We start from the raw sequence: 24,107 nt of genomic DNA, 5'->3' as shown, positions 1-24,107 counted from the left end.
CAACAATAAGATCGTTGTTAACAAATGAGTTAACGGTAAAACGAAATGGGTTCTGGCGGCCGACATATGAGCTTACCGACGGGCAATACAGTTACGGGTTGCTGCGATATGAAGGATCATGGCGACCTAAAGTAAAGATCGAAACTGCCGACACAGACTGGATAGTAAATGCAAAAGGTGGCAAAGGTTCTGAGATTAAAACCATAGAAGGTGAATCAATAGCTGTTACATCCCGGAGCTTCCGGAGCACAAAAATCACTTTTACAGCATATGACGGTTTTGTCGCCACCTTTGTTAAGCCTTCTATATGGAGGAGCAAAACCATCTGGGAAGCTGAAGATGGCACTGAATTGTTACATATTAAAAGCCGCCCGTTTAAGATGCCGGTTATTACTTTTAACGTCCAGGCTAAGCAAAACCGCTGGTTGCTTTTGCTTGCCTTTTTAGCTTTAGAAATCCATTTGAAACAACAGGCAGCAGTAGCAGCAACGTAATTATGGCTGAAAAGAAACCATTTGTACTTAGGGTGAGCGCCGACATGATGAAAGAGCTGGAGGAGTGGGCAAACGACGAATTCAGAAGCATAAACGGTCAGATTGAATATTTGCTTAACAAAGCTATTAACGAGCGGAAGAAGGCCATTCGCAGAAAGAAAGCGGACGGATAATATCATCCAGGATGTGAATAGTGGCGCAAAACGGTTACTTAAATTCCCCGAAATGCCAGAGAATCCCGGAGGGGTCATGCAAAAAACACTCCCTTCCCCAATTTTCAACGCGGATGGGAACCAACCTTACTTGCGGGTACTTCGTTTCTAAATTCAGGCCAAGAAGGTCGCGATAAACCTGATCCAGATTTTCGACCTCTAAAAAGACCATCGTATTGTCTATCCAATCCTTTACATAGGCGTCCTGAAGATAAAAGCCTGCATTTTTATTTTGAAAGAGTGACATCATTGGCGTTAGGGTTATTTCGGTAAAACCAAGGTCACGGTAAAAATTCCTTGACTGTTCAAAATCTCTGGCGCCGATAAACGGTCGCACTGAAATTACATTGTATTCCATATTAAGTTCTGATTAGACAATCGTAAATAGATCTTAGAAACAGTGAGCTGATATCGTATTGAATGTAAATAAAGTTATTCATTCAGTTAGAATATTTCCACTTTCAGAAGGCTTATTACCCTATTCGGCGGTTTTCTATAGCACAGCTAAAGTCTTATCAATATCTTCAAAAGATAACCATTTGCTAATTGATTGATTAGGATAAATAAGAACTTAAGAATGAAACGAAACGCACACAGATTTTATCGGAGTATTTCAGGTGGCATGCTTTTGCTTGCCTTTGTGATGTCATCTCCAGACGCAAATGCCCAGGGTAGGGATAATGCCGCCGGACAACCGGAAGCAGGGCAAATACCCCCACATCCACCGCGATTACCAGAAGCCGTCATTCCGGCGTTTCCCGGAGCATGGGGTGGTGGAATGTTTACTGCCGGAGGGCGGGGAGGCAAAGTTTTCGCTGTTACGAATCTTAATGATAGTGGAGCTGGAAGCCTGAGGGCAGCGCTGGAAGCGAAAGGACCCCGTATTGTTGTATTTCGGGTGGCGGGGACTGTGAAAGCGCTTACGGACTTGAATATCAACGACCCATACATCACTATTGCCGGGCAGTCTGCTCCAGGCGACGGTATCTGTATCGCCGGTACACTAAACATCAATACACATAATGTCATTGTTCGCCATGTTCGGGTACGCAGAGGCGTTCCTACAGGTGGACAAGGTGATGACAATATAGGAGGAAATCCGCAGCACCATATCATTATCGATCATTGCTCCACAAGCTGGGGTATGGATGAGAACATATCACTGTACCGGACTATGAGGCCATCTTTGGACGGTAAGACGCAGATAAAAGATCCCGCAGAAAATGTGACCATTCAGTGGACTATATCCAGCGAAGCGCTGGATGCCAGAGGACATGCGTTTGGTGGTACCTGGGGAGGGAATCCTTCGACATTCCATCATAATCTCTTCGCCAGCAACACAGCGAGGAATCCGTCGATCGGGATGTCTGGCCCGTTTGATTTTCGATATAATGTTATTTTTAACTGGCGTCACCGTTCCATAGATGGTGGAGATGAGACGTCTATGGTTAACCTGATCAATAATTACTTCAGACCGGGACCTGCCACAAACGAGAACATGCGTGCGGTTTTTGCGCGGATCGAAGAACGCAGTATGTATTCTCCGGGAAGTGCATGGAAGGACGGTGATTGGTACCCTAAAGCAGCTAATCGTCCCGGAAAGTGGTATGTTGCGGGCAATATTATGCACGATAACAAAGAGCTAACTCATAACAACTGGGCAGGTATGCGCGGACCTGAGCGTCTTGCTCGGGTTAACACGCCATTTGAAGGATGGCCCGTGGCACCACATCAGACAGCGGATGTCGCTTTTGAGTCTGTGCTGGCGAAAGCAGGTGCTACTTTACCAAAGCGCGATGCTGTCGATAAACGTGTTGTTGAGATGGTGCGAACCGGAAAAACAATGACTCAGACCGGTATTATCAAAGAAATATCGGAAGTTGGCGGATATCCGACGTTATCATACAAGCCTGGGCAGGTGCCGGTAGACACAGACGGAGACGGCATGCCGGATGAGTGGGAAAGAAAGTACAAGCTAGATCCCAAAAATCCGAACGACGGTGCTATGGATGCCGACGGTGACGGCTACACCAATGTGGAAGAATACTTAAATGGAACGAATCCTCAGGAGAAGATTAACTACCGGAATCTCGGCAATAACGTCGATACGATCAGCTAAAGCGGATATGATCAATTAGGTTTGTAAGCCCCACCGTTTTCGGATAGTGGGGCTTACTTCGTTTATAGCTGAGATTACGTGTACTACTAATTATGAAAATATCCCCATTCCTGCCCTTCCTTCATCTCGGGATAATTTTCGCCCCTGTCCCTCAAGATCGTGAGGGCAAGACCGATTAACATGACGGGAGAGAATGCGAACAGAAAGTACACCAGACTTTCTGAAGCCTGAATGTTAATGGCGACGATAAAAGCTAGCAAGTATAGCGTCGCTAGTATAATTGCTATTGTTGTTTTCATGGTGATGTTTTACATCAGAACAGTTGGCAACGCATTCTGTTTCAGGTATCTGGTATCCAACCGTATGACCTTTGTAAGCCTCCCATGTCAATATTGATATGTTGTAAGACGACTGCAGGATCGATCATATAGATCCTTAATGTATGATGTCCCTTTTCGAGGAATTGGGACTTGAGTTTTCTTATCGCACTGTTTCTTAAGACGTTTTGTTTCCACTCTTCACTTCGGCCTGTGGTGGTATGGTCGAGCACTTGTAAGGGGCCGTCATCGATTGATATGGCATAGCGCATACGGGATTCGTTGTTAAGTGGATGCGTAGGCAGCGTGTGTATCTGGACTGTTGGAGCAGCTCCGCTGAAAGTAAAGAAGTCGTATTCGAGAACGGGAGAGGTTGTTCTGATGGTTTCCATTCTTATTTCTTTTTTGATCAGAGGCATTGCCATCAGGTAGCTACCCGCAGGTCCTGGTGCCTGTATGTCTTCCCAGAAGGCACCGTTCACTGCGGTTTTGCGAGAATAGCTTTTGGCCGGGATGGATACGTAGCCCTTATCTCCGATGAAGCCCTTATAGTTTTTTGGCAGGGAGGCTGAATGATCGACTGCCTCTACGTTCACTTTGAGTGTCTTGCCAGCTGCCTTGAACGTGATTTCACTCTCGGCCGAACGCTTGTTCCGGAGTTTAGACCAATCTATGTCTACCCAAATTCTCAACTCTTCCAAACCTGATTCGGGTTTTAATACGCCCTTGGACTGAGAGAGCTTAATCCATTTTGGATAAGATGTAGCTGCCCACTGAAGCTCCTTTCCGGCACTAATGTACAGATCAACGAAATATTTGCTTTTACTCAGTTTGCTGAACGGAGGTAACGAGTGTCTGTTGGTTGTTGCAGTGCTCTTAGCGGTGTCGTTCAACTGGTAACCTTCGGCTGCGAGATTCCAAACCTGAGAACTGTCGATAGAAATGGCCGGTAACTTGGGCTGGAGATATACCGGCAGGCTTCTGGGTTCCATAGACATCATGTATTTCCATTTTCCACCGCTAAGTTGAGTGTTGAAATAATTTGTTTCTTTTTGAATGATGTTATAAGCTTCCTGCGATCTTGCAGCATAGCTTTTAGCACTTAGTCTATTTTGCTTTGCGTATAAATAGCTTTTGTCTCTGAAAAGGAACTTTTTATTCATTTGAGAAGCTCCAACAACCGGGTAGTATACCAGTTGATAGAAGGCATCTGCGGCTGACGGGTCAATTTTGTCTTTCAGAATTCTTGCTTTCAACTCCAGTGTAGAATAGGCATCGATGCGCTTTTGCGCCTGATCTCCATAAAAGAAGTGGTTATAATCCGAATAATCTGTTTGTGTTGTTGGCTCTGTCCGGCTCCATCCCATGAACTCTGGTTTGCGTTCAAACGCTAGGTCATAATAGTTCCACATGATATCGGAAATATCTTTGGCTTGTTTAGTGCCGAATATGCTTTCCATCCATTGGTAGTGGTGCGAGCTTGCATAGTCGCGTTGTTTGAAAGGGGCAGCTTTATAAGCCATGTCCAGAAACATCTGAATGACATATTCTTGTGGTTTTATATCGCCAACGTTGAGAACCCAGAGGCGGTCTGACTTATTTTCATAAGCTTTCATCATTTCTTCGCGGATCAGCGCAGGATGCGTTGTGCTTAGCCATAAATAATCATGTGGCCTTCCCCAATAGGATGTATGGTAATAGACGCCCGAACCACCCGGTCGGCTTTTCTCAGACTCGGTATTTAAACGGTGTATGTACCCGTAATTGTCATCTGGCCATACAACAATTACATCTTCGGGTAGTTTAAGCCCATGGTCGTAAATTTCCAGAACCTCTTTATAGGCGGTGAATGCCTGAGGGATTTTTGTGACGTCCTTATTGACCTGTCTGGCCAGCATGTTTCGTTGATCTTTGATAATTCCCTCAAGCAAGGGTATAGTTTCTTGTATGCTTTCTACACCTTGCATACCACTGTCATGTACACCGCGCATGCCCAGCGTATAGATGGCATCATGATTGGCGCTTTCTTTTACGCGTGTTTCCCAATATTGGTGTACTGTATTTTTGTTGGTGATATAGTTGAAAGCCCCCATTTCCTTTTTCCATTCGTCTACATTGTTTCTCAGCATCGGTTCAGCATGGGAAGAGCCGACTAGAATGGAGTAGTCTTTGGCCACCTCCTTATTTCCGGGATAATGGTAGAAGGCTTTCGTACTCGGATGCATTGCCGGCCAGATCAGGTTCGCTTTGAGCCTTAGGAGAAGTTCGAATATCTTCGAATAGGTACGGGGACCAATATCGCCTGTCTCGGGTTCGAAAGTTTTGGCAGCCCATGGCTGAAGCCCCCAGTCTTCGTCGTTTAGAAAGATACCACGGTACTTAACAGAAGGACTTGCTGAGGTATAATCGGCTATTTCCAGCGTGATTTCCTTTTGTTTTTTCACTGGAGCGTCGGCCCACCAGTTCCAAGGGGATACGCCGATGCGCTCCGAGAGACTAAAGACGCCATAGGCGGTACCTCTCGCGTCGCTTCCGGCAATGATGAAGGCTTGTTTGATGTTTTCGAGAGGATTTTTCAATGTCTTATAACCGTATCGTTCCCATTTTCCGGATAGGCTATCCTTCCATGCTGTGCGTCCTGGAACGATTTTTTTGATAAGATCGGAGCTTGCATTACCGATAACAATTACCTGTCCCGTTGCTTTGGAAAGGTCGCTTACTACTTTGGGAGGGATACCGGACACCTTGCCTATGTCATCTCGAAGAAGGCAGGCGCTGATGGAGTCGAGTGCCGGACCCTTATTGTCGTAAACGATTGTGGCACTTTCAGTTGCGGAGAAGACGGTAAATGTCTGCGCGTTAATGTTCTGGAAACTGAATAAGGTAAGTAGGGATATCGTGAACAGCTGTTTGGCTTGCAACGGTAATGAATCAAGCATAGAGATCAATTGGTTGTTTATGGAAGCAAGTTAAAGATTTATTCCTCAGAACTCTGTTGCTTGCAAAACTGTAACGGCTATATTTCAAACATAACGGAAGTCATTTGTTTTAATTAGTGCGGACCGCTTTATTGGGATCTGCTTTATTTTGGACTTATGGAGATATACGACGCGATTATTATTGGTTCTGGTCAGGGCGGAACTCCTCTGGCGAAAAAACTGGCAAAGGCAGGGTGGAAGACGGCTCTGGTGGAAAAGAGTTATGCAGGAGGTACTTGTGTGAATGTGGGCTGTACTCCTACAAAGACCATGATTGCGTCGGCTAAGGCGATTCATACGATCGGACGCGCGGAAGAATGGGGACTAAAAGCGGAATTGAGAGAGATTGATATACATGCTATCATCAAGCGTAAATCGGATGTGGTGGAGCTTTTCCGTAACAGCGCTCAGGAAGGCCTGGAGGAAACCGATAATCTGGACTTAATATGGGGACAGGCTGCTTTTAGAGAGCGGAACGTTATAGAAACCAAGCTCCGTTCAGGAGGCACATCCCTTATAACTGCTTCGAAGGTTATTATCAGCACAGGCACGAAACAGGATTTGCCCAACATCAGGGGTCTGGAAAACAGTGGATATCTTACTTCTACTACATTGATGGAGTTGAAGGAAATACCCCGCCACCTTCTGATCATCGGTGGAGGGTATATTGCCTTGGAGTTCGGTCAGATGTACAGGCGCTTCGGCTCTGAGGTTACCATTCTGAATCTTGGAGATCGCATTTTGGAGCAAGAGGATATCGACATAAGCAATGAAGTTAGGAAGCTGTTGGAGTTGGAAGGAATAAAAATTATCTGTGGTGCGGATACGAAAGCTGTGGAACGCGAAGGAAACGAGACAAATGTTTGGTTTACCGTGGGACAGGAAGAACGAAGTATGTCCTGTAGTCATGTGCTTGTTGCTGCCGGGAGGGTTCCAAATAGCGGGGATCTGAATCTGGCTTCTGCAGGGGTCGCTACTGACGAACAGGGATATCTTGTCGTGAATGAATATCTGGAGACCTCAGCTGAAGGCATATACGCGATCGGAGATGTAAAAGGGGGACCGGAGTTTACGCATGTGGCTTATAATGATCATCTCATTCTTTTGCGGAACCTGCTTCATGCTGAGAAGCAAACTACTGATCGTTTGGTGCCTTATTGTATGTTCATCGATCCTCAATTGGGGAGGGTAGGACTTACAGAAGCGGAAGCTCGGGCGAAGGGGCTAAACATTAAAGTAGCCTGTATACCGATGTCCCGCGTAGCCAGGGCAATTGAAACCGGTGATGAGCGGGGATTGATGAAGGCCGTGGTCGACGCAGATACGAAGCAGATACTGGGTGTGGCAATCCTAGGGGAAGAAGGAGGGGAAGTGATGTCGGTGCTCCAAATGGCTATGCTCGGAAAGATAGATTACAGCGCAGTCCGGAACATGATGTTTGCGCATCCGCTGTATGCTGAATCGCTTAATAATTTATTCATGGAATTTGACGGAGATCAAGCTTGATCGAGCTGATCGTTGCTGGAATAATTGGAGTATGCTTGACGAAAAAACCATTAACTATTATAAAGATTTCTTTGAATTAGACCTCATTGAGCTGTTCGGCTTACTTAGTTTAACACGGGAAAAAACCGTAAAGGAGGGAGAGGCCTACATTCAGGAGGGCTCGCAAACCAGGAAGCTGGCGTATATACAGAAGGGTTTGATCAGAACCGTTTATCTGAAAGAGAACGGTGATGAGATTACGATGTTGCTGCGCTGGGAAGATCAGTTTTTTAGCTCGTATGACAGCATTTTTTTCAACCGTCCTTCAAGGTTTACCTATCAGGCTTTGGAAGATTCTGTCATCCTTGAAGCGAATTATGACGAGTTTATGGACTATCTGAATACACATCCGCGGTTTGCAAAAGCGAAAGACTTTTTCCTGATCAGTATGCTGGCTGAAGCGATGGAACGGGTAGAGTCGTTTGTGCTGATGACTCCTGAGGAGCGCTATCTGAGTTTGATCCGGGAGAAAGGTGATATTGTTCAACGATGCCATGATAAGCATTTAGCGACCTGGCTGGGCATTACTCCTGTTTCTTTGAGCCGGATCAGGAAGCGGATCGCGGAAACGAAGAAGCGTTATTAACGTTTGTTAACTGGTGTCAGCTCTCTGGACTATAATTTTGTGTTTTACACAAGATTATGGAAAACTTCATTGAGATATTTATAAGCATATTCGCAGTTTCGGTAGTTCGATACTTTCTGGTGGCGGGTATCGCATTCTATCTAGTTTATAAATTGCTGGAGCGAAAGTTGAGCAGATCGAAGATTCAGTCTCGGCAGGCTAGCGACAAGGATTTCCGGCGGGAGATCTTGCATTCTATGCAAAGTACTGCGATTATGTCCGGCGTTGCCTTCCTGGTGCTGTTTACTGACTTAAAGCAATACACCCTCATTTACAATGATTTGTCGAGCTTTGGATCCTGGTATCTCCCGGTTAGCGTTGCGCTCGGCCTTATTATTCATGATACTTACTTCTACTGGATGCACCGCTTTTTGCACCATCCGAAGATCTTTCGTTATGCGCACCTTATACATCATAAGTCAGTAAATCCTTCTCCCTGGGCTTCGTACTCATTCCACGTTTTGGAGGCTTTCACTGAAGGGGCAATATTGGTTGTGCTTGCTGTTGTATTACCCATGCATCCGCTTGCGATCGCGCTGTTTGTATTTTCCGGCTTTGTTATTAACGTATATGGTCATCTTGGATACGAGATTATGCCGCGCGGATTCAGAAGGACCTGGCTGTTTGAAGTGATCAATACATCTACTCATCATAATATGCACCATAGCCGGTTCAAGGGGAATTATGGCTTATACTTCAGATTTTGGGACCGGGTAATGGGCACAGAGCATCCGGAATATGTCAGGGAATACGATCGCCTTCAGAAACAGAGATTCGGCTAAACCTCAGCTATTATGGTGCCGGTGTTGTTTTAGCGGATTGCGGTTTTACAGGTTGTGGTACGGGTGGGTCAGCAGGCCTAGGGCTGGGAGTGGGATCAACGGGTCGTGGAGTATCCTGAGGGAAAGGAGTGGAATCAACTTTTCCCGGTGCGACGCCTGGGGCGGGTATGGGCAAGCTGTCTGCATCTGTTTTTTCATCGTCAACGGTATCTTGAAGGATCAAGTCTTTGTTTCTGTAGTCTGTATGTACGTGGTTGCCTGAAGCGCTGATGCCGAGGGCTAAAGCTAAGGAGGTAGCGGCGGTTAATACAATTTTCGTTTTCATATGCTTTCTGATATATACTATATGTACCTAAAACCATGCCAGAGCATCTTTCGGGAATGTTACATTGATTGTTTGCAGTGTCGGTTTAATAAAGGTATCTTTGGGGTTAGATGAATACGAACAAGTGGCTAAATAGGACATTGAATGATCAATCTGCAAGACAGTTGCAGATTGCAATGGCTATATTTTGCCGTTTTCTTTCTTCCCAGTATCGTCTCGGAGATTCGTTTTTGAAAAGTAGCAAGGACTTCATTAAGTAAGCCCCAGCCTCTCCTGAGGTGTGGGGAATCTGTCAGTCTAAGCAAATTTTTCAAACATTTAATCTTAATCAACATGCTTTCCAGGCTTATTATATGCCTCTCGGTGGCTACAGATCTGTGTATACTGCTGGTGGCTATTTTTGTAGCGAAACCTCTTTGGATTCTGCTGCTTATCATCTTATCTGCATTTATAAAAGGTTGGTATAAGTACCGCCTTTCAAGCAGGAAAATCGACAGCTTTTTCAGACCCAAGCAGCTATACTAGCCCTTGCTGAAACTATCCGTCTCCGGGACGGTATTCTTTTGTTACACCCCTAAAATTTAAAATATGACAACTACAACAATGCAACCTACGGAAGGTATCATTCTATCTACTGGCGTTTATGACCTTTTAAAGGACCAGATCCGCAGAAGAAAGCTAAGTAAGTTTAACGAAGCAAAATTGGAGCGTGAGCTTAAGAGTGCAACGCAGGTATTGAGGCGGGATCTGCCAGCAGACGTTGTGACAGCGGATACCCGGGTTACTGTGAAAGACCTGGAGAGTGGTGCTGAAACAACGTATAAACTGGTTGGACCTGAGAAGGCGAGAAGAAAAAACAACACGATGTCCATTCTGTCGCCTATTGCTGTAGCGATGCTTGGTTATTCTGCCGGATCACAGGTGCAGTGGGAGATGGAAGACGGAATCAGGAACTACCAGATCGTTGAAGTCGCTCCTTTATAGTATTGCTGAACTATACCGGCCCCCGATCGTTGGCTCGGTTTTAATCGGGAGCCGGTATAGTCTAATCTTCTGGTCTTTCTTTTGGTGCGGCCATCCGTACAATTCGTGGCTGAAATTCCGCGATGATTTCTACCAGATCACTCTGTGCTTCCATAATAGCATGGATGTCTTTATAAGCCATAGGTGCTTCATCTATATCGCTTCCTATCAGGGTTATTCGTTTATCATGAAGCTCGCGTGCGATTATAGACCTATCAAGCGTTTTGAAGGCCGCGTTGCGGCTCATAAGGCGGCCTGCACCGTGGGACGCGGAGTTGATAGAACTGGCGTTGCCTTTGCCACGAACCACAAATCCTGAAGTGCTCATGCTGCCCGGAATAATTCCAAAAACTCCTTTCCCGGCAGGTGTTGCTCCCTTTCGGTGAACCATGACCTCGGTGCCATCATCGAGTTTTTCTTTCCAGGCAAAGTTATGATGATTTTCAATGCGTAGCAGTGGTTCGTGATTCAGGGCTTTGGATATTTTGTTATGGATCTCGTGGTGGTTTGCGCTGGCGTACTCGCCAGCAAGGTTCATGGCGATCCAGTATTCCTGGCCTTCTTCTTTTTCAAGATCCAGCCAGGCCAGGTGCTTTGCCTGAGCAGGAAGCTTCGTTTTATCCATTGCCACTTTTGAATAATAGTTTGCGATGTTTCCACCGAAACCCCTGGATCCGGAGTGGGATAGCAGCGCGAGGTAATTGCCGGGCGGCAGTCCCTGGACGTCGTTTGATCTGACCTGAAGTTCTCCCCACTCTACAAAGTGATTGCCGGTACCCGAGGTGCCCAACTGATTGTATGCTTTGTCTCTAAGGTCGCGGATGACCTTTGTCTCTTTCCAGGTGATCTTGTCGAAAAGAGAGCTGTCGAAATGTGTTTTCGTGGTGCCACCCATTCCAAAAACGGTATGCTTCATAAGGAGGCTCTTCAGCATATCTTTTTCGCTGTCGACAGTAGCCGATGGCAGGTCGAATACGCTCAGGCACATTCTGCAGGCGATATCCACACCGACGGCGAAAGGAATGATGGTATTGGGGCTGGTAGCGAGGACCCCTCCGATGGGCAGGCCATAACCCTGGTGCGCATCAGGCATCAGCGCACCGGCGAGGGAAACCGGCAATTGCATCGCTGTTTCCATTTGAGTCAGGGCGCCAGCTTCTATATGTTCGGCGCCAAAGATGGGATAACGGACAGGCTCTGTTTGGAGTGGAATCTCTTGGAATTCGTTGATTTCGAAGCCTCCACTGTGTTTAATTTGAGAAACCCGTTGAGCTAACTCGCGGAGTTTGCCAATGTCGGAGCTCAGGAATGGCTCCGGATCAGCGACAAGTTTGGCGAGATCGTTGATGATCTGTACCTTCGACATCGCGCGATGTCTCAATAGTCTGTTAGCTTCGCGACTGAAATCCGCTAATAATTGCGTGTCTTCAATTCCCAGAGCCTTAAGCTCGTTGTTGCTTATCTTGACTTTCCCCATCCTTGTTGATTTTATTATTCGAATGCTTTCGAAACACTTGTTGGTTCAACATCTCTTGAGGGGTAATAACATACGGGATGCTAATCAGTTTGTTGTTTTTCAGCTCCCTTATCGGTTTCATAGACCATATGATAATAATCCATGCCCAGGAATTGTCGTATCCCTGCTTCTTTAAAACCCATACGTTCGTAAAATTCCTTTGCCCGAGGTTTATCGGGGCTTACCAGGAGGCCGATACGTCGATGTCCAAGAGCTACGCCGGTTCTGATGCCTGCTTTTAAGAGGCGGGTGCCTATTCCATATCCCTGCTTTTCGGGAGAAACACCGATGGTGTCGATATAAAACTCCCCGGCATCTGTTTCACTTTCGATGTCTGCGGTGGCCAATCCTCTCGCGTTCAGGTAATCCAAAATAGGCTGGCGGAGTTCCTGTAATTTGGCGCCATCATATGCTGTAAGGGAGCCGCAGACTCCGGATGCATCTTCAAGTACCAGCGTATTTTGATAGCTGTATTGGTTCTCTGCCGAACCTATGAAATGCTCGAGAAACGGAAGTTCTGAATACGGATCGGCTGCTCCTGTAAATCTTGTTACAACCTCTGCCATCGCCAGTATCATGAGATTGGCGATGGCGGGGCTGTCTGTGGCGTCAGCTTTCCTGATCCTGAATGTTGCCTGTGTATCCTTGTTCATTTAATTATTTAACCTCGATGGTAGTTTCCACCGCTTTCAGCCAGGGTGATGAGAACTTTACTTTTACCTGTCCGGCTTTTCCTGTAGCCTGAATATAGCTCAGAATCTTTCCGTGATACACCCGCTGAGCATTATCTGTATAGTCAGACATGTCTGTGTTATTACTTGCTTCCAGGGCCAGAAGGGTAGCAGGGCCTTCTACTTCGCAGGTTACCTCATCATCTGAAAGCAGTACAGGAACACCGTCTTCATCTACCACCTGAACGTAAATCTGAGCCAATCCCTGGTCTTTACTGATGGATTTTTCGCCGGCTTTGATTGTAAGCGCAAAGGGTTGTTTTGAAGTTGTCAAAGCATACCGGGCGATTTCCTCATTGTTTTTGTTGAGTGCGACTGCTTCCAGCTTGCCGGCAGTATACGGAATATCCCAGGAGATAATTCCGTATTGATCGTTAAATGGTTTCTGCTCACCGATGGTTTTCCCGTTTAGGAGAAGTTTCGCGCTAGCGCCATTGGTGTAACAAACCACGCGGATTTGCTGACCATCCTGATAGTTCCAGATTGGCCAGGCATCCATGGAGGGTTCGTCGTTTGAACGTCTCTTGCTGGTTGGGACGGGGTATGTGCCTGCATAGACCATTGGTTTCTCTGACCATAGAGACTGACGGAAAAATCCTCTTGGTTTGATAAATCCTCCAAAATCAAGGAGTCCGGAGTAAAATCCACGCGACGGCCAGGACCCTGATTCTCCCAGGTAGTCGATTCCTGTCCATAAGAATTGTCCGAATATATGCTCCTTGTCTCTGACAGCTTTCCAGGCTGCATGATCATGACGGTTTTCGCTGCCATATATCACGCGCTTAGGGTATTTCTTGTGATCGGAGTCATAGCGATCCTCGGTATAGTTATACCCGGCAATATCCAGAGCTCCAGGGTATTCTGTTTCATTGGACATGGCTACACCTGCCAGACCTGCTGTAACAGGACGTGAACGATCATGTTGTTTTACAACCGCCGCAAGGCGTTTGGCAATTACTCCCAGTTCCATAGCATCCGGAGCATCCTTTTTAAATCCGCCGTACATGGCCTGGGTGAAGCCACTGGCTTTGGTGCCCGCAAGTATGGGGTGCGAATAGGGGTCATTAGGGTAGTCGACCTCATTTCCGATACTCCAGGCGAATATGGAGATGTGATTTCGGTCGCGCTTTACCATATCAGCCAAATCTCTTTCTCCCCATTCTTCAAAGAAGTCAAAGGTTCCCTGATAGCCGGGGGTTCCAACATTCCAGCCTTCAAGCCATTTGCGTTTTGGAAATTTCCATTCGTCAAACGCCTCATTCATCACCAATAGTCCCAGCTCGTCACAAAGTTGATAAAGATCGGGTGCCTGTGGATTATGACTTGTTCTGATGGCATTCACGCCGAGTTCTTTTAGTGTTTCCAGTCTTCTCTTCCATACTTCGCGTGGTACAGCAGAACCGAGTGCTCCCGCATCATGATGTAAACAGACGCCTTTCATTTTCATCCACTGATCATTCAGGGCAAATCCTTTGTCCGGATCAAAAGTGAAGGTGCGGAAGCCGGTTTTGGTCGTGCTTTGGTCGACAACCTTTCCTCCTTTGGCGACAGTGGTTTTTAACGTGTAAAGGTTGGGATTATCGATACTCCATAAGCGGGGGTTGCTTACCTTGAGTGAATGGCTGATTTTTCCTTTGCTTACAGCTGACAATTTTAAGGTGTTGCTTTCTTTCGAGACAGATCTGCCTTCCGGGGAGAACAATTCATTGATAACGGTGACAGACGAACCGGCCTGATCTTCATTGTCAATCTCAACCTCCACATTCAGCAAGGATTGCTGTTTGTTAACTACAGGGTGAGCAAAAACTCCCCACTGAGCGATGTGAGTAGGGTTGGCATAGACGAGATATACGTCGCGATAAATTCCCGATCCGGTATACCACCTGGAGTCTGCCGACTGGCTGTGGTCTACGCGTACGGCAATCGTATTTTCCTTCCCATAGGTGATGTAGGGTGTGACGTCGTACATGAAGGAGATATAACCGTTTGGTCTCTTACCTACGGATTGACCATTGATGAAGACTTCGCTTCGGTTATAAACGCCTTCAAAGTACAGATATACTTTCTGATTTTTCATGGAAGCCGGTATAGGCAAGGACTTCCGATACCAGCCTATTCCACCAGGCAAATAGCCGGTAGCGCTGGCAAGAGTGGGACTAAGCTGTGATTTGACCGACCAGTCGTGAGGAATGTTGACCGACTGCCATTTGCTGTCGTCAAATTCAGGCTTTGACGCGTCTGACGAAGATTTAAGGCTGAACTTCCAATCGGAGCCAATCTTTTCCGGCTTTCCAAAAGAAACCTGAGCAGAAGCGACGCAAGAGATACAAACAGAGAGCGCTAAGAGACAAAGGAATTTCATTGATTTAATTGGTTTATACAGTGTGACACAAATATCCAACAAAACCTTTATCAGCGAGGGGGGTATATCGTATAAAATGGGGGGTATATTGCGTTCCTGCAGTATTGTGCCCGTTTGGGATGCGAATTTCTCAGGATAGAATAGCTATTCCGGCGGAGTTGAGTCTCCGCCGGAATAGCTGTTAGTCAGCCTGTTGATCAGGTGCTTTTCCTATCAGCTCCATAAACTGATCCAGCTTAGGAGTGATGATAATCTGGGTACGTCTGTTTTTGGCTTTACCCTCATTGGTATTATTGTCAGCGATCGGGTTGTGTTCTCCGCGACCGCCTGCAGTCAGACGTTTCGGGTCAACTCCGTAATTTCTTTGTAAGGCTTGTACAACCGATGATGCTCTGAGCGCACTAAGATCCCAGTTGTTGCGGATATTAGGCTGAGAGATGGGCACGTTATCGGTGTTACCCTCAATCAATACATCGTAGTTGTTATAATCCTTGATAATCTTCGCAATTTTGCCGAGTGTTTCACCAGCGGTGCTGGATATCTCATAGCTTCCAGACTTATACAACATATTGTCGGATAGTGATATATAAACGACACCTTTCAGTACTTGTACATTTACATCCTTCATCTCTTGCTGACTTAATGATCTTGTCAGATTGTTCGTTAGCACCAGATTCAAAGAGTCGCTCTTGTTTTTGGTATTTACCAGCTGCTGAATGTACTTGTTAGAGCTGTTAATCTCGTCGACGAGCTTGGAAATGTTCACATTACCCTGGTTGCTGGAATTTAAACACTTATTGAGCGCATCTTGTAAGGACCTGAGATTGGCTTTTTCAGAAGCCAATTGCTCCTCCAGGCTTTTTACTCTATTCCCGGCGACAGCCAGGTTTCTTTCTGTGAGCAAATACTTTTGACGGACTTCCCGGGTATCACTTTCAAGCTTATTATAGCTGCTTTGCAAGCTATTATATTTTTTGTTGCTTACGCATCCTTGAAGCGCTACTGAGATAACCAGTACCGCTATAATGGATATTCGAGTTTTCATATACTTTACCTTAAAATGTTAAACACTAACGTATTAACTGGTATAGGAGGTTAAATGTTTAGGCGTGGGCGCTAAGTGTCTGAGAGTCAGATTATAATATTGCTGCTTCCATCCATTTTCTCGCCATTAGTTCGTGACCGGCTGGCATGGGGTGGACACCATCCCATATCCAATATTCGGAAGGCGCTTTTTTGGCTGCATCATTAAAATGAGCTTGAAAAGGGATAAAAGTTGCATCAAATTCCCTCGCAAGGTTCTTAGCTAGTTCCTGGCGTTCGGAGATTTTTTCATTCCATTTATTCCAGTTTGCTTTGATCTTTCCAACAGGGAGTATAAAGGGTTCCCCTATGATTAGTCGGGTTTGCGGAAGTTTGTTTTTCGTTTCTGAGAGCAGTTTTCTAAAGCCAGTAGCATAAGAGCTGGCCGAAAACCCGGCTTTGCCCTCAATCTCAGCACTGGTATCATTGACACCAACCAGAATGCTCAGAATATCCGGCGAAAGGTCCACAGTGTCAGTTTGCCATCTGGTGATGAGGTCAGGAACAGTATTTCCGCTAATTCCGCGGTTGAAGAAATGATAGTTCATGTCTGGTTTTTCATATCCTAAACGGCTTGCCACGATATAGGCGTAACCATGACCCATAACATGATTCCAGTCTTTGTTTCTACTTCTTCCACCATCCGTGATTGAATCGCCCTGAAAGAGGACCTTTGTTTCTTTGGGCCAGGTCGGTGCTTTGGAGTTATTTTCTGCAGATGCTTCTAAGCCGATAAAAGATGCAGAGCCAAGGACTGCAGATGCTTTGAGAAAGTTTCTTCTGTTGATGCTCATGAACGTTAGGTTTTCAGACGAATTTAGCTTTCCATGTTCAAGCAACCAAACTTTGAAGGTGATTTCATGTTAACCTAAAAAACTGAAAGACATGAATGGATTCTTCAAAACATTAATCGCCGGGTATGGCGCCAAGAAATTAGGTGGCGGATGTTTATCAACTATAGCCATTTTTGTAGTGATTTACATGCTACTCGGACAATGTAATTAGCGTGCAGGCAAACCGCCTGCTTCTCTATCAAAAACTTAGTCTGGCATATCAATCTTCATAACCGGCATTTTATAATGATTTGCCGAGACGGAGTCGATTTTGGCGATTAGAATTCTCGAGTTCCCCGACACTCGTAATACGGGCATTTTTGAAGGGTAAATTGGAAGTATAGTTCCTGTCTTCATTACTTTGACTTGTTTCCTATGCAAGGAGTCAAGTTTGATTTCAAGCGGGAGGGGATGCTCCAGACCGGATAGCCGACTTTTTTGGGAATACAATTCCTTTGGACACCAAATAGACACTATAAAGAAAATAATGTAAAAGTTTGTCTTCATAGTTCAGAGATGTCGCCATGGAAGAAATTCCATAAGTTTTTTAAAAGCGGGTCAAGATAACGTCTTTAAGCTGCTAATAGCTCATGACTTGCAGGAAGCTAAGGAAGTTGTTCGAAATCTTCCTTAGCTATTTTGGTGGATTTATTGTTCTTCTGTTAAGGGCTGTCGGTTCCAGTCCATTTTAGCTGATAGGAACATCATAACAGCAACAGTTAAGAATAAGCCGACGCTTCCGAATATCAATGCATAGTCTTGTAATTGAATGATGACGAAGATGAAAATGTAAAAGGTCGTTAAGATTGTTCCGAAGATCAAGACCGGCTTTCTGCTTTTTAAGAGCATCGCGATAAACGTGCTTATTAGTAGAACCGTCGATACAGACGCTAATAGATAAGCACCATTAAATCCGATCCTTTCACTGAAAGCCAGTAATAAGGTATAGTAGATCGTCATCGCAGCTCCTATTAAAACATACTGCAAGATATGTACCTTTTTCTTGTAAAGAAGTTCAGTGAAGAATAATGATAAAAATGTTAGGAGAATAATCAAGAATGAGTATTTCGCTGTTCGCATGGTCTTTTGATACTGATCAATCGGGAGTAAAAACTTAACTCCGAAGACGGTTTCCTCCAATTTCCGCCCCTGATCAACATTTTCTGTTGGGGGATGTACTGCTTCAGGCTCAGTGCTGGTATGAAGACTGGTGTTGTCCGCTATCCACTGTTGAGGATAAGGCCGGTTAAAAAACGGAATTTTCCACTGGGCGCTGAAGCCTCTCTGATCAATTTTGGGATCCTCAGGCAGGTAACGCCCCGTGAAACTAGGATCAGCCCATGAACTTTTAACAGTCACGTCGGTGCTCTTTCCGAGGTGTAAGAAATTAAGCTCTGTGCTTCCCCGCAAGTCGAGGTTGAAGCTAAAAGCCAGAGCCGTATTTCGTTCTTTGCTCAGATCTGGTAAAATGATCAGGTTATTCGTGAACAAGTCAAGACTAGTAAAGTCGGGTTCAACAGCGTACTGGCGATTGTCGAGCTGAATAGTTGGGTTGTTTTTCAGTCCTTTGAGATCGCTTAAACCGATTACGACTTTAGCTTTATCCCATAGTATCTTCTCGGGACTGATACCCGATTTTTCTAATTCAAGAGGAGTGAAGTTTCCGGATACACTCATCTTTGCGTTGTAAACTACCGCGTCGAATATACCCCGATGTCTGATTTCAGGCTCAATGTGGCTGCTGATGTTGAGCTTGTCTGGGAGAATATAGACGTTTGTTATTGCGTCTTCGCGAGAAATTTTTCCCGATGCATCGGTGATCTGTCTGGTAATACGGTAGGGGAGAATCATAACAGGCCCCTGCAATAGCTGACTTGATGACCATTTATCTGAGATGTCTTTAAGGACTTCTTCCTGGCGATTTTGGCGCTCTCTGATCAGACTCTGAATCCATTCTGAAGGAATGAGAAGCAGGAGGGTGAGAAATCCGATAATGGCGAGTTTGAAAAGAACCGAATCTCCGATCCAGTTGACGATTCCGCTTGGTTTTAAGTGATTACTTTCCATGGTTATAAGAATAAAGTACTTTGTAGTTCAAAGTGTATCTATAAAAAAATATTAGGTCTTCTGATTTTTAATTAAATTTTCCAGGGCTTCAAGATGCTTGATAAAAGCTTCTCGTCCGTTTTTTGAAACAACATACTGTGTGTTTGGCTTACGTCCTACGAAGCTCTTCATCACCGTTATGTAGCCTTCTTTTTCAAGGGCTTTGATATGAGAGGCCAGGTTTCCGTCGGTAGCACCCAGCAGTTCTTTAAGTGAATTGAAATCATAACTTTCATTAGCTACCAATACACTCATTATCTGTAGTCTTAACCTGTTTTCAAAGGCCTTATCAAATTGTTCCAGAGATATCTTCACTGTTTGTATTTGAAGTGCATAATGAAACCATAAAGAATATGAAGAACCCCAAAGCCTATGACCCAAAAGAGCAAGCCAGATCCAGGGAACAAGGCGCAGCTCAAGCCAAGCACGATCTCCAAGAAACCGAGCCATTTGACATCTGAGAACGTATAATGACTGCCCGATACCAAGGCCAGCCCATAAAATATCAGACAAGAAGGGATAATAAGCCAGAATTCCGCCCTCAAAAGTAAGATTGCCACGAAGATACCACCCGTTACAAGCGGTACGGAAATACTCGTAAGCAATCTTTGGCTGCCCTTAGTCCAGCTTGCCTCGCCCTTTTTTCTGGACTGGCGTAGGGAGAGAATAACACACGTTGTAATCGAGAGCAGAAGAACGGCTATGGCCATTAGCGTAAGCTGGGGGACAATGCTCGAATGTATAGCATACTCTCCTCCATCACCGGTGCTTTTTTCTTGTTGCTGAATAAGACTTTGAGCGAAGAATGCCCCTGCCAAGGCATAGACACCCGCCATTACACCTGATAATCCACTTAAGGAGATGAATTTGGACGACCGCTCCATTAGAGACCTTATGGATGACAGTTCGGAATAGACGCTTTCTTCTTTCATTAAAGTACTTTGTTATTCAAAGTAAAATAAATAAAATCAAATATGCAAGAGGGTGATAGAAAAGCAGGAAGCTATTTTTTGGTTTAGGTAATTCGTAGTCGCCATCTTTTTTACATTTGCAGACGTGCCACCGAGATCAAATATATCGCCAAAGAAACGCCCTGTCCAGAAAGGGAAAGGAAGCCGCAGATCCAAAGGAAGAAAGAAACAAACAACCAGATGGCCGCTTGCGGTGAAGCTGGTCATCGCTGCTCTCGTTCTGATTATGCTTTCCCCCTTCTATTACGGCTATGTCTTAAAGACGTTTACCTCCTCCTGGCAGTGGATGAAAGACCTAGGCGAAGACCCATTATATCGTCATTATTCTAAGTTTGGAATAAAGATTCCGAAGAGCTATGCGATACATGGCATTGATGTCTCCTATGCGCAGGGACAAATAGACTGGCATCAGGTAAGGGACATGAAGGACGGGGATGTATGCATTACCTTTGCTTTCATTAAAGCAACAGAAGGAACCTTAACAGTAGATCCATACTTTAAGAGGAACTGGCGTGAAGCCGCAAAGACTGGAATTGTATGCGGCGCTTACCATTATTTCAGGCCGAAGAAAAGCGGAAAGCAGCAGGCCCGTTTCTTCCTTCAGACGGCTGGAGTAGAGCGGGGTGATCTGCCCCTTGTGGTAGATGTAGAAACGCTCGATGGAAAAGATCCGATGGTAATGCGTAAGGAACTAAAAACCTTCATCGAACATATACAGGCGAAGACGAAAGTAAAGCCCATAATATACTCCGGACTTAGTTTCTACCATGACTATTTGCAAGGGCATTTCGACGATCATGTATTATGGCTAGCTCATTATCATAAGGAGGAGCTTCGGGTGAGAAAGCCAAGTGAGTGGCATTTCTGGCAGCATTCTGATAGAGGTAAGGTTAACGGGATCAACCATGCCGTTGACTTTAATGTTTTTAACGGTGACAGCATCGCCTTCAGGAAGCTGCTGATTAAAAATTAGGTGATTACGGGGCTGTGAAAATCGAGAAAGACATCAAATTGAAAGACAGATCTCAAAAAACCCAAGATAGACTGCTCGGCTGCAGAGAAGAAAAGTAGAGGAGGTTGCCGGTTGTGGATGCTGGACTAAATGCTTTGAATAAAGCTGGTTAATGTTGAAATAATCTTAGGGTGCAGTCCCAAGTCATTATTGCTATAGGTCGCAGCGTTGAGCTGCCTGTCGGAAGGTGCCTCTTTTAAAATATGACTCATTCCGTCTATAGTGACAAGTTTGGCCTTCGGCTGCGCTTTTCCTAATTGCTTTGCATCATCTATACTTACCTGAATATCGTTAGTTCCCTGCACGATCAGTACAGGAACCTTAAGCTTTGAAATTTCAGCCCGAGGATCGTGCTTCATCCAGGAACGCAGGTAAGGCTGGACGGATGGTCTAAAGAGGCCTTCGAAACCTGTCTTAAGCGTTTGCTGTAATGGTAATCCTGCTTTAATGGTGTCTAAAACGGAAAGGGCCATACGATAGTCGTTTGGCGATAGCGCCTCTTTAAACTGCAATTTCATAGCAACATCGGCCGGAACACCTACTCCTGCCAATGATATGAAGCCATCCACATTCTCCTGCTGGCTGGCCAGGATGCCTATCAGAGATCCTTCACTGTGACCACCAACAATAATTTTTGAGAAGCGGACATCGCTCTTCAGGAACCTGATTATTGCTGCCGCATCAGCAACCATGTCGTCAAAAGTAGATTCAGCCTCGGTCTTTGAATTTGTGCTCTGGCCGATTCCCCGCTTGTCATACCGCAATACAGCAATGTTTTTTGATCTTAATTCATCACTTATCTTCAGAAAATAATCGGGTTTACCGTTAATCAACGCGGAATTTCCGTTTCTGTCAGTCGGTCCGGATCCCGCGATTAATAACAAAACCGGCATCTTATCCGACGTACTGGGGACGGAGAGGGTTCCTTTCAGCGCCGAAGTGGCTGTCTTGACGTTTACTTCCTGTTCCCCCTCTTTTAATGTCGTCTTCTGACGTTGATCAGCGTTGATAAAGAAGCCGACTAAATGGTCACTGCCATCGAAATTCAGATACAATACAGGACCTGACTTTTCGAAGACGCCGATATAGGTAGTGATACCTTTATCTGATTTGAAGAATTCAGTGTTGACCAACTTTCCCAATTGACCCTTCAACTGGCTAATGATTGCAGGAACATTTGGGCGCTGAACGCTCTTTTTTACCTCTTCAGAAAATAACGTATACAGACTGTCCGCCTGATCGGTGTTATAATTCCTGACAAATTGGTTGGCCAGTCGACGTTTAACTGCTGTATCCTGAGAAAAACAGTTCAGTAGGGAAAAGGTCATCGTAAAGGTTAAGGCAAGTATTTTGCTATTCATATCGGTTAGTTAGTTGATGAAAAAGGTTTAATATCACGTTGTCAAGCGCCCCGAAGAAGGTTTAGAAAGATTTCATTATCGTTTACCTTGGCGAGCATCCTCCTATAAAAACTATCTTTACACAAATCTAATTAATAATGGTTAGTTATTAAGATAGAAGAAATAATAAGCAAATGGATAAAGAAATAAAGAGCGAAGACCTCAAAATAGAACTGCGTACACTTACAAAAGATGATTACCTGGGCCTGAAGTCATCTATGATGGAAGCCTATGCCGAATGGGAAGGAGCCTCTTTCTGGGGTGAAACGCACATTAACAAGCTGGTTGAGATCTTTCCTGAGGGTCAGATATGCATTCTGGTAAATGGAGCCATTGCGGGATGTGCGTTGTCGTTGATTGTGAACTATAAACAATTCGGCGATAACCATACGTACACTCAAATTACCGGAAATTATTCGTTCTCAACTCATAATCCTAAAGGGGATGTGTTGTATGGAATTGACTTCTTTGTGCATCCCGAGTTCCGGGGAATGCGTATTGGGAGAAGACTTTATGACGCCCGAAAAGAAATATGCGAAAGGCATAACCTCCGGGCGATAATAGCTGGTGGACGCATTCCGAAATACAAAGATTATGCAGACCAATTAACGCCCAAAGCTTACCTTGAAAAAGTGAAGGGGAAAGAAATTCATGATCCTACTTTGTCATTCCAGTTGGCGAACGATTTTCACGTCAGGAAAATATTGAAAGGTTATCTGCCAGGCGATACGCAGTCACTGGAATATGCATCGCTTTTAGAATGGAATAACATTTATTATAACGAGGAGGCTGCGCATATCAATTCCAAAAAATCAATAATCCGCTTAGGCCTGGTACAATGGCAGATGAGACCGTTCCCCAGCCTGGAGTCACTATGTGAGCAGATCGAGTTTTTTGTCGACGTAGTCAGTGACTATCAAAGCGATTTTATTTTGTTCCCTGAGCTGTTCAATGCACCCTTGATGACGGCTTATAATCATTTAACAGGAGCAGAGGCCATGCGTGAGATCTCCAACTTTACTATTCCGCTGAGGGATAAGTTTATGGAGTATGCGATCAGCTATAACATCAACATCATTACCGGGAGCATGCCATACCTGGAAAACGGCGTGCTGCAGAATGTGGGATATCTTTGTCGCCGCGATGGTTCTTATGAAATGTACCGAAAGATCCATTTGACGCCGTCTGAACAGAGTGCATGGGGTATGGTCGGTGGAGATGCGATTACCACCTATGATACGGACTGCGGTAAGATTGGTATTCTTATCTGTTATGACGTCGAGTTCCCCGAGTTGCCCCGGCTGCTGGCAGAAGAAGGCATGCAGATCCTTTTTGTTCCCTTTATGACGGATACGCAGAACGGTTACACCCGTGTACGGTGCTGTGCACAAGCTCGTGCTATAGAGAACGAATGTTACGTAGCTATTGCGGGAAGCGTGGGGAACCTGCCGAAGGTTCATAACATGGATATTCAGTATGCGCAATCTGCGGTCTTTACCCCCTCCGACTTTTCTTTTCCAAGCAATGGTATCAAGGCGGAGGCGACTCCTAACACAGAAACTACACTAATTGCTGATGTGGATGTCGATCTGTTAAAGGAGTTGCACAGCTTTGGTGCGGTCAGGAATCTCAAAGACAGGAGATTAGATATCTATAAGATCGTTAAGAAGTAA

The 24,107-nt window shown here is 45.2% G+C and carries 22 protein-coding genes; 9 read left to right on the top strand and 13 right to left on the bottom strand.

The features are described 5' to 3' along the window. The first annotated feature begins 14 nt into the window (after positions 1–14). Complete coding sequence (locus B0I27_RS10835; RefSeq protein ID WP_146133120.1) at positions 15–494, top strand: hypothetical protein; 480 nt, start codon at positions 15–17, stop codon at positions 492–494. 2 nt (positions 495–496) lie between these two features. Next, the gene (locus B0I27_RS10830) at positions 497–667 is read left to right on the top strand and encodes a type II toxin-antitoxin system antitoxin (RefSeq protein WP_106293248.1); all 171 of its coding nucleotides are present in this window, start codon (positions 497–499) and stop codon (positions 665–667) included. A 34-nt stretch (positions 668–701) separates the two neighbouring features. On the opposite strand, the gene B0I27_RS10825 is transcribed toward B0I27_RS10830, so the two are convergent. Continuing rightward, the gene (locus B0I27_RS10825; protein ID WP_106293247.1) at positions 702–1,064 is read right to left on the bottom strand and encodes a VOC family protein; all 363 of its coding nucleotides are present in this window, start codon (positions 1,062–1,064) and stop codon (positions 702–704) included. A gap of 219 nt (positions 1,065–1,283) precedes the next feature. Here B0I27_RS10825 and B0I27_RS10820 point away from each other — a divergent pair, with 219 nt between their 5' ends. Next, positions 1,284–2,825 carry a pectate lyase family protein gene (locus B0I27_RS10820; RefSeq protein ID WP_106293246.1) on the top strand — a complete coding sequence of 514 codons (1,542 nt, stop codon included), beginning with the start codon at positions 1,284–1,286 and terminating at the stop codon, positions 2,823–2,825. 86 nt (positions 2,826–2,911) lie between these two features. On the opposite strand, the gene B0I27_RS10815 is transcribed toward B0I27_RS10820, so the two are convergent. Together B0I27_RS10815 and B0I27_RS10810 are read right to left on the bottom strand one after the other, a co-directional pair. After that, complete coding sequence (locus B0I27_RS10815) at positions 2,912–3,124, bottom strand: hypothetical protein (RefSeq protein WP_106293245.1); 213 nt, start codon at positions 3,122–3,124, stop codon at positions 2,912–2,914. A gap of 41 nt (positions 3,125–3,165) precedes the next feature. After that, on the bottom strand, positions 3,166–6,081 hold the full coding sequence (locus B0I27_RS10810) for a glycosyl hydrolase 115 family protein (protein ID WP_106293244.1): 2,916 nt from the start codon (positions 6,079–6,081) through the stop codon (positions 3,166–3,168). A gap of 156 nt (positions 6,082–6,237) precedes the next feature. On the opposite strand from B0I27_RS10810, the gene B0I27_RS10805 reads away from it, so the two are divergent. The 3 genes from B0I27_RS10805 to B0I27_RS10795 are packed head-to-tail and all read left to right on the top strand — an operon-like array spanning position 6,238 to position 9,072. Beyond that, positions 6,238–7,626: a mercuric reductase gene (locus B0I27_RS10805; protein ID WP_106293243.1), complete on the top strand. Its 1,389-nt coding sequence runs from the start codon at positions 6,238–6,240 to the stop codon at positions 7,624–7,626. Between the two features lie 31 nt (positions 7,627–7,657). Next, positions 7,658–8,251, top strand: a complete 594-nt coding sequence (locus B0I27_RS10800; protein WP_181276750.1) for a Crp/Fnr family transcriptional regulator — start codon at positions 7,658–7,660, stop codon at positions 8,249–8,251. 56 nt (positions 8,252–8,307) lie between these two features. Further along, positions 8,308–9,072: a sterol desaturase family protein gene (locus B0I27_RS10795; protein WP_106293241.1), complete on the top strand. Its 765-nt coding sequence runs from the start codon at positions 8,308–8,310 to the stop codon at positions 9,070–9,072. A gap of 10 nt (positions 9,073–9,082) precedes the next feature. Here the strand turns inward: B0I27_RS10795 and B0I27_RS10790 are convergent, their stop codons facing one another. Further along, on the bottom strand, positions 9,083–9,397 hold the full coding sequence (locus B0I27_RS10790) for a hypothetical protein (RefSeq protein WP_106293240.1): 315 nt from the start codon (positions 9,395–9,397) through the stop codon (positions 9,083–9,085). Positions 9,398–9,985: 588 nt separating this feature from the next. On the opposite strand from B0I27_RS10790, the gene B0I27_RS10780 reads away from it, so the two are divergent. Further along, positions 9,986–10,381, top strand: a complete 396-nt coding sequence (locus B0I27_RS10780) for a GreA/GreB family elongation factor (protein WP_106293238.1) — start codon at positions 9,986–9,988, stop codon at positions 10,379–10,381. A 61-nt stretch (positions 10,382–10,442) separates the two neighbouring features. Here the strand turns inward: B0I27_RS10780 and B0I27_RS10775 are convergent, their stop codons facing one another. From B0I27_RS10775 to B0I27_RS10735, 8 genes are all read right to left on the bottom strand, one after another. Then, entirely contained in the window at positions 10,443–11,897 is a 1,455-nt protein-coding gene (locus tag B0I27_RS10775) for an RtcB family protein (protein ID WP_106293237.1), read from the bottom strand. Positions 11,898–11,977: 80 nt separating this feature from the next. Then, positions 11,978–12,589 (bottom strand): GNAT family N-acetyltransferase, encoded by a 612-nt coding sequence (locus tag B0I27_RS10770; RefSeq protein WP_106293236.1) that lies wholly within the window; start codon positions 12,587–12,589, stop codon positions 11,978–11,980. A gap of 4 nt (positions 12,590–12,593) precedes the next feature. Further along, positions 12,594–15,029: a glycoside hydrolase family 2 TIM barrel-domain containing protein gene (locus B0I27_RS10765; RefSeq protein WP_106293235.1), complete on the bottom strand. Its 2,436-nt coding sequence runs from the start codon at positions 15,027–15,029 to the stop codon at positions 12,594–12,596. Between the two features lie 181 nt (positions 15,030–15,210). Further along, positions 15,211–16,074: an OmpA/MotB family protein gene (locus B0I27_RS10760; protein WP_106293234.1), complete on the bottom strand. Its 864-nt coding sequence runs from the start codon at positions 16,072–16,074 to the stop codon at positions 15,211–15,213. Positions 16,075–16,165: 91 nt separating this feature from the next. After that, positions 16,166–16,906: a GDSL-type esterase/lipase family protein gene (locus tag B0I27_RS10755; RefSeq protein WP_106293233.1), complete on the bottom strand. Its 741-nt coding sequence runs from the start codon at positions 16,904–16,906 to the stop codon at positions 16,166–16,168. 687 nt (positions 16,907–17,593) lie between these two features. Beyond that, on the bottom strand, positions 17,594–19,012 hold the full coding sequence (gene creD, locus B0I27_RS10745) for a cell envelope integrity protein CreD (protein ID WP_245925487.1): 1,419 nt from the start codon (positions 19,010–19,012) through the stop codon (positions 17,594–17,596). Between the two features lie 51 nt (positions 19,013–19,063). Continuing rightward, on the bottom strand, positions 19,064–19,366 hold the full coding sequence (locus B0I27_RS10740) for a winged helix-turn-helix domain-containing protein (protein WP_106293230.1): 303 nt from the start codon (positions 19,364–19,366) through the stop codon (positions 19,064–19,066). Further along, complete coding sequence (locus B0I27_RS10735) at positions 19,363–19,983, bottom strand: hypothetical protein (protein WP_106293229.1); 621 nt, start codon at positions 19,981–19,983, stop codon at positions 19,363–19,365. The genes B0I27_RS10740 and B0I27_RS10735 overlap by 4 nt, the downstream gene beginning before the upstream one ends. Before the next feature lie 124 nt (positions 19,984–20,107). On the opposite strand from B0I27_RS10735, the gene B0I27_RS10730 reads away from it, so the two are divergent. Continuing rightward, positions 20,108–20,995 carry a glycoside hydrolase family 25 protein gene (locus B0I27_RS10730; protein ID WP_245925486.1) on the top strand — a complete coding sequence of 296 codons (888 nt, stop codon included), beginning with the start codon at positions 20,108–20,110 and terminating at the stop codon, positions 20,993–20,995. Between the two features lie 125 nt (positions 20,996–21,120). Here B0I27_RS10730 and B0I27_RS10725 read toward each other — a convergent pair whose 3' ends face one another. Continuing rightward, the gene (locus B0I27_RS10725; protein WP_106293228.1) at positions 21,121–22,395 is read right to left on the bottom strand and encodes an alpha/beta fold hydrolase; all 1,275 of its coding nucleotides are present in this window, start codon (positions 22,393–22,395) and stop codon (positions 21,121–21,123) included. Between the two features lie 173 nt (positions 22,396–22,568). Between B0I27_RS10725 and B0I27_RS10720 the strand changes: the two genes are divergently transcribed. After that, a complete protein-coding gene (locus B0I27_RS10720) occupies positions 22,569–24,107 on the top strand; it encodes a bifunctional GNAT family N-acetyltransferase/carbon-nitrogen hydrolase family protein (protein WP_106293227.1) in 1,539 nt (512 codons plus the stop codon).

Origin of the sequence: Arcticibacter pallidicorallinus, assembly GCF_003002875.1 — a bacterium.
GTDB classification, from domain to species: Bacteria; Bacteroidota; Bacteroidia; order Sphingobacteriales; family Sphingobacteriaceae; genus Arcticibacter; species Arcticibacter pallidicorallinus.
The sequence above is the reverse complement of the archived record's forward strand: the minus strand, read 5'-3'. Positions and strand labels throughout refer to the sequence as shown.

Coding starts and splice junctions, on each gene's coding strand:
- B0I27_RS10830 (WP_106293248.1), top strand. CDS start 497: ATGGCTGAAAAGAAACCATTTGTACTTAGGGTGAGCGCCGACATGATG.
- B0I27_RS10825 (WP_106293247.1), bottom strand. CDS start 1,064: ATGGAATACAATGTAATTTCAGTGCGACCGTTTATCGGCGCCAGAGAT.
- B0I27_RS10820 (WP_106293246.1), top strand. CDS start 1,284: ATGAAACGAAACGCACACAGATTTTATCGGAGTATTTCAGGTGGCATG.
- B0I27_RS10815 (WP_106293245.1), bottom strand. CDS start 3,124: ATGAAAACAACAATAGCAATTATACTAGCGACGCTATACTTGCTAGCT.
- B0I27_RS10810 (WP_106293244.1), bottom strand. CDS start 6,081: ATGCTTGATTCATTACCGTTGCAAGCCAAACAGCTGTTCACGATATCC.
- B0I27_RS10805 (WP_106293243.1), top strand. CDS start 6,238: ATGGAGATATACGACGCGATTATTATTGGTTCTGGTCAGGGCGGAACT.
- B0I27_RS10800 (WP_181276750.1), top strand. CDS start 7,658: ATGCTTGACGAAAAAACCATTAACTATTATAAAGATTTCTTTGAATTA.
- B0I27_RS10795 (WP_106293241.1), top strand. CDS start 8,308: ATGGAAAACTTCATTGAGATATTTATAAGCATATTCGCAGTTTCGGTA.
- B0I27_RS10790 (WP_106293240.1), bottom strand. CDS start 9,397: ATGAAAACGAAAATTGTATTAACCGCCGCTACCTCCTTAGCTTTAGCC.
- B0I27_RS10780 (WP_106293238.1), top strand. CDS start 9,986: ATGACAACTACAACAATGCAACCTACGGAAGGTATCATTCTATCTACT.
- B0I27_RS10775 (WP_106293237.1), bottom strand. CDS start 11,897: ATGGGGAAAGTCAAGATAAGCAACAACGAGCTTAAGGCTCTGGGAATT.
- B0I27_RS10770 (WP_106293236.1), bottom strand. CDS start 12,589: ATGAACAAGGATACACAGGCAACATTCAGGATCAGGAAAGCTGACGCC.
- B0I27_RS10765 (WP_106293235.1), bottom strand. CDS start 15,029: ATGAAATTCCTTTGTCTCTTAGCGCTCTCTGTTTGTATCTCTTGCGTC.
- B0I27_RS10760 (WP_106293234.1), bottom strand. CDS start 16,074: ATGAAAACTCGAATATCCATTATAGCGGTACTGGTTATCTCAGTAGCG.
- B0I27_RS10755 (WP_106293233.1), bottom strand. CDS start 16,906: ATGAGCATCAACAGAAGAAACTTTCTCAAAGCATCTGCAGTCCTTGGC.
- creD (WP_245925487.1), bottom strand. CDS start 19,012: ATGGAAAGTAATCACTTAAAACCAAGCGGAATCGTCAACTGGATCGGA.
- B0I27_RS10735 (WP_106293229.1), bottom strand. CDS start 19,983: ATGAAAGAAGAAAGCGTCTATTCCGAACTGTCATCCATAAGGTCTCTA.
- B0I27_RS10725 (WP_106293228.1), bottom strand. CDS start 22,395: ATGAATAGCAAAATACTTGCCTTAACCTTTACGATGACCTTTTCCCTA.
- B0I27_RS10720 (WP_106293227.1), top strand. CDS start 22,569: ATGGATAAAGAAATAAAGAGCGAAGACCTCAAAATAGAACTGCGTACA.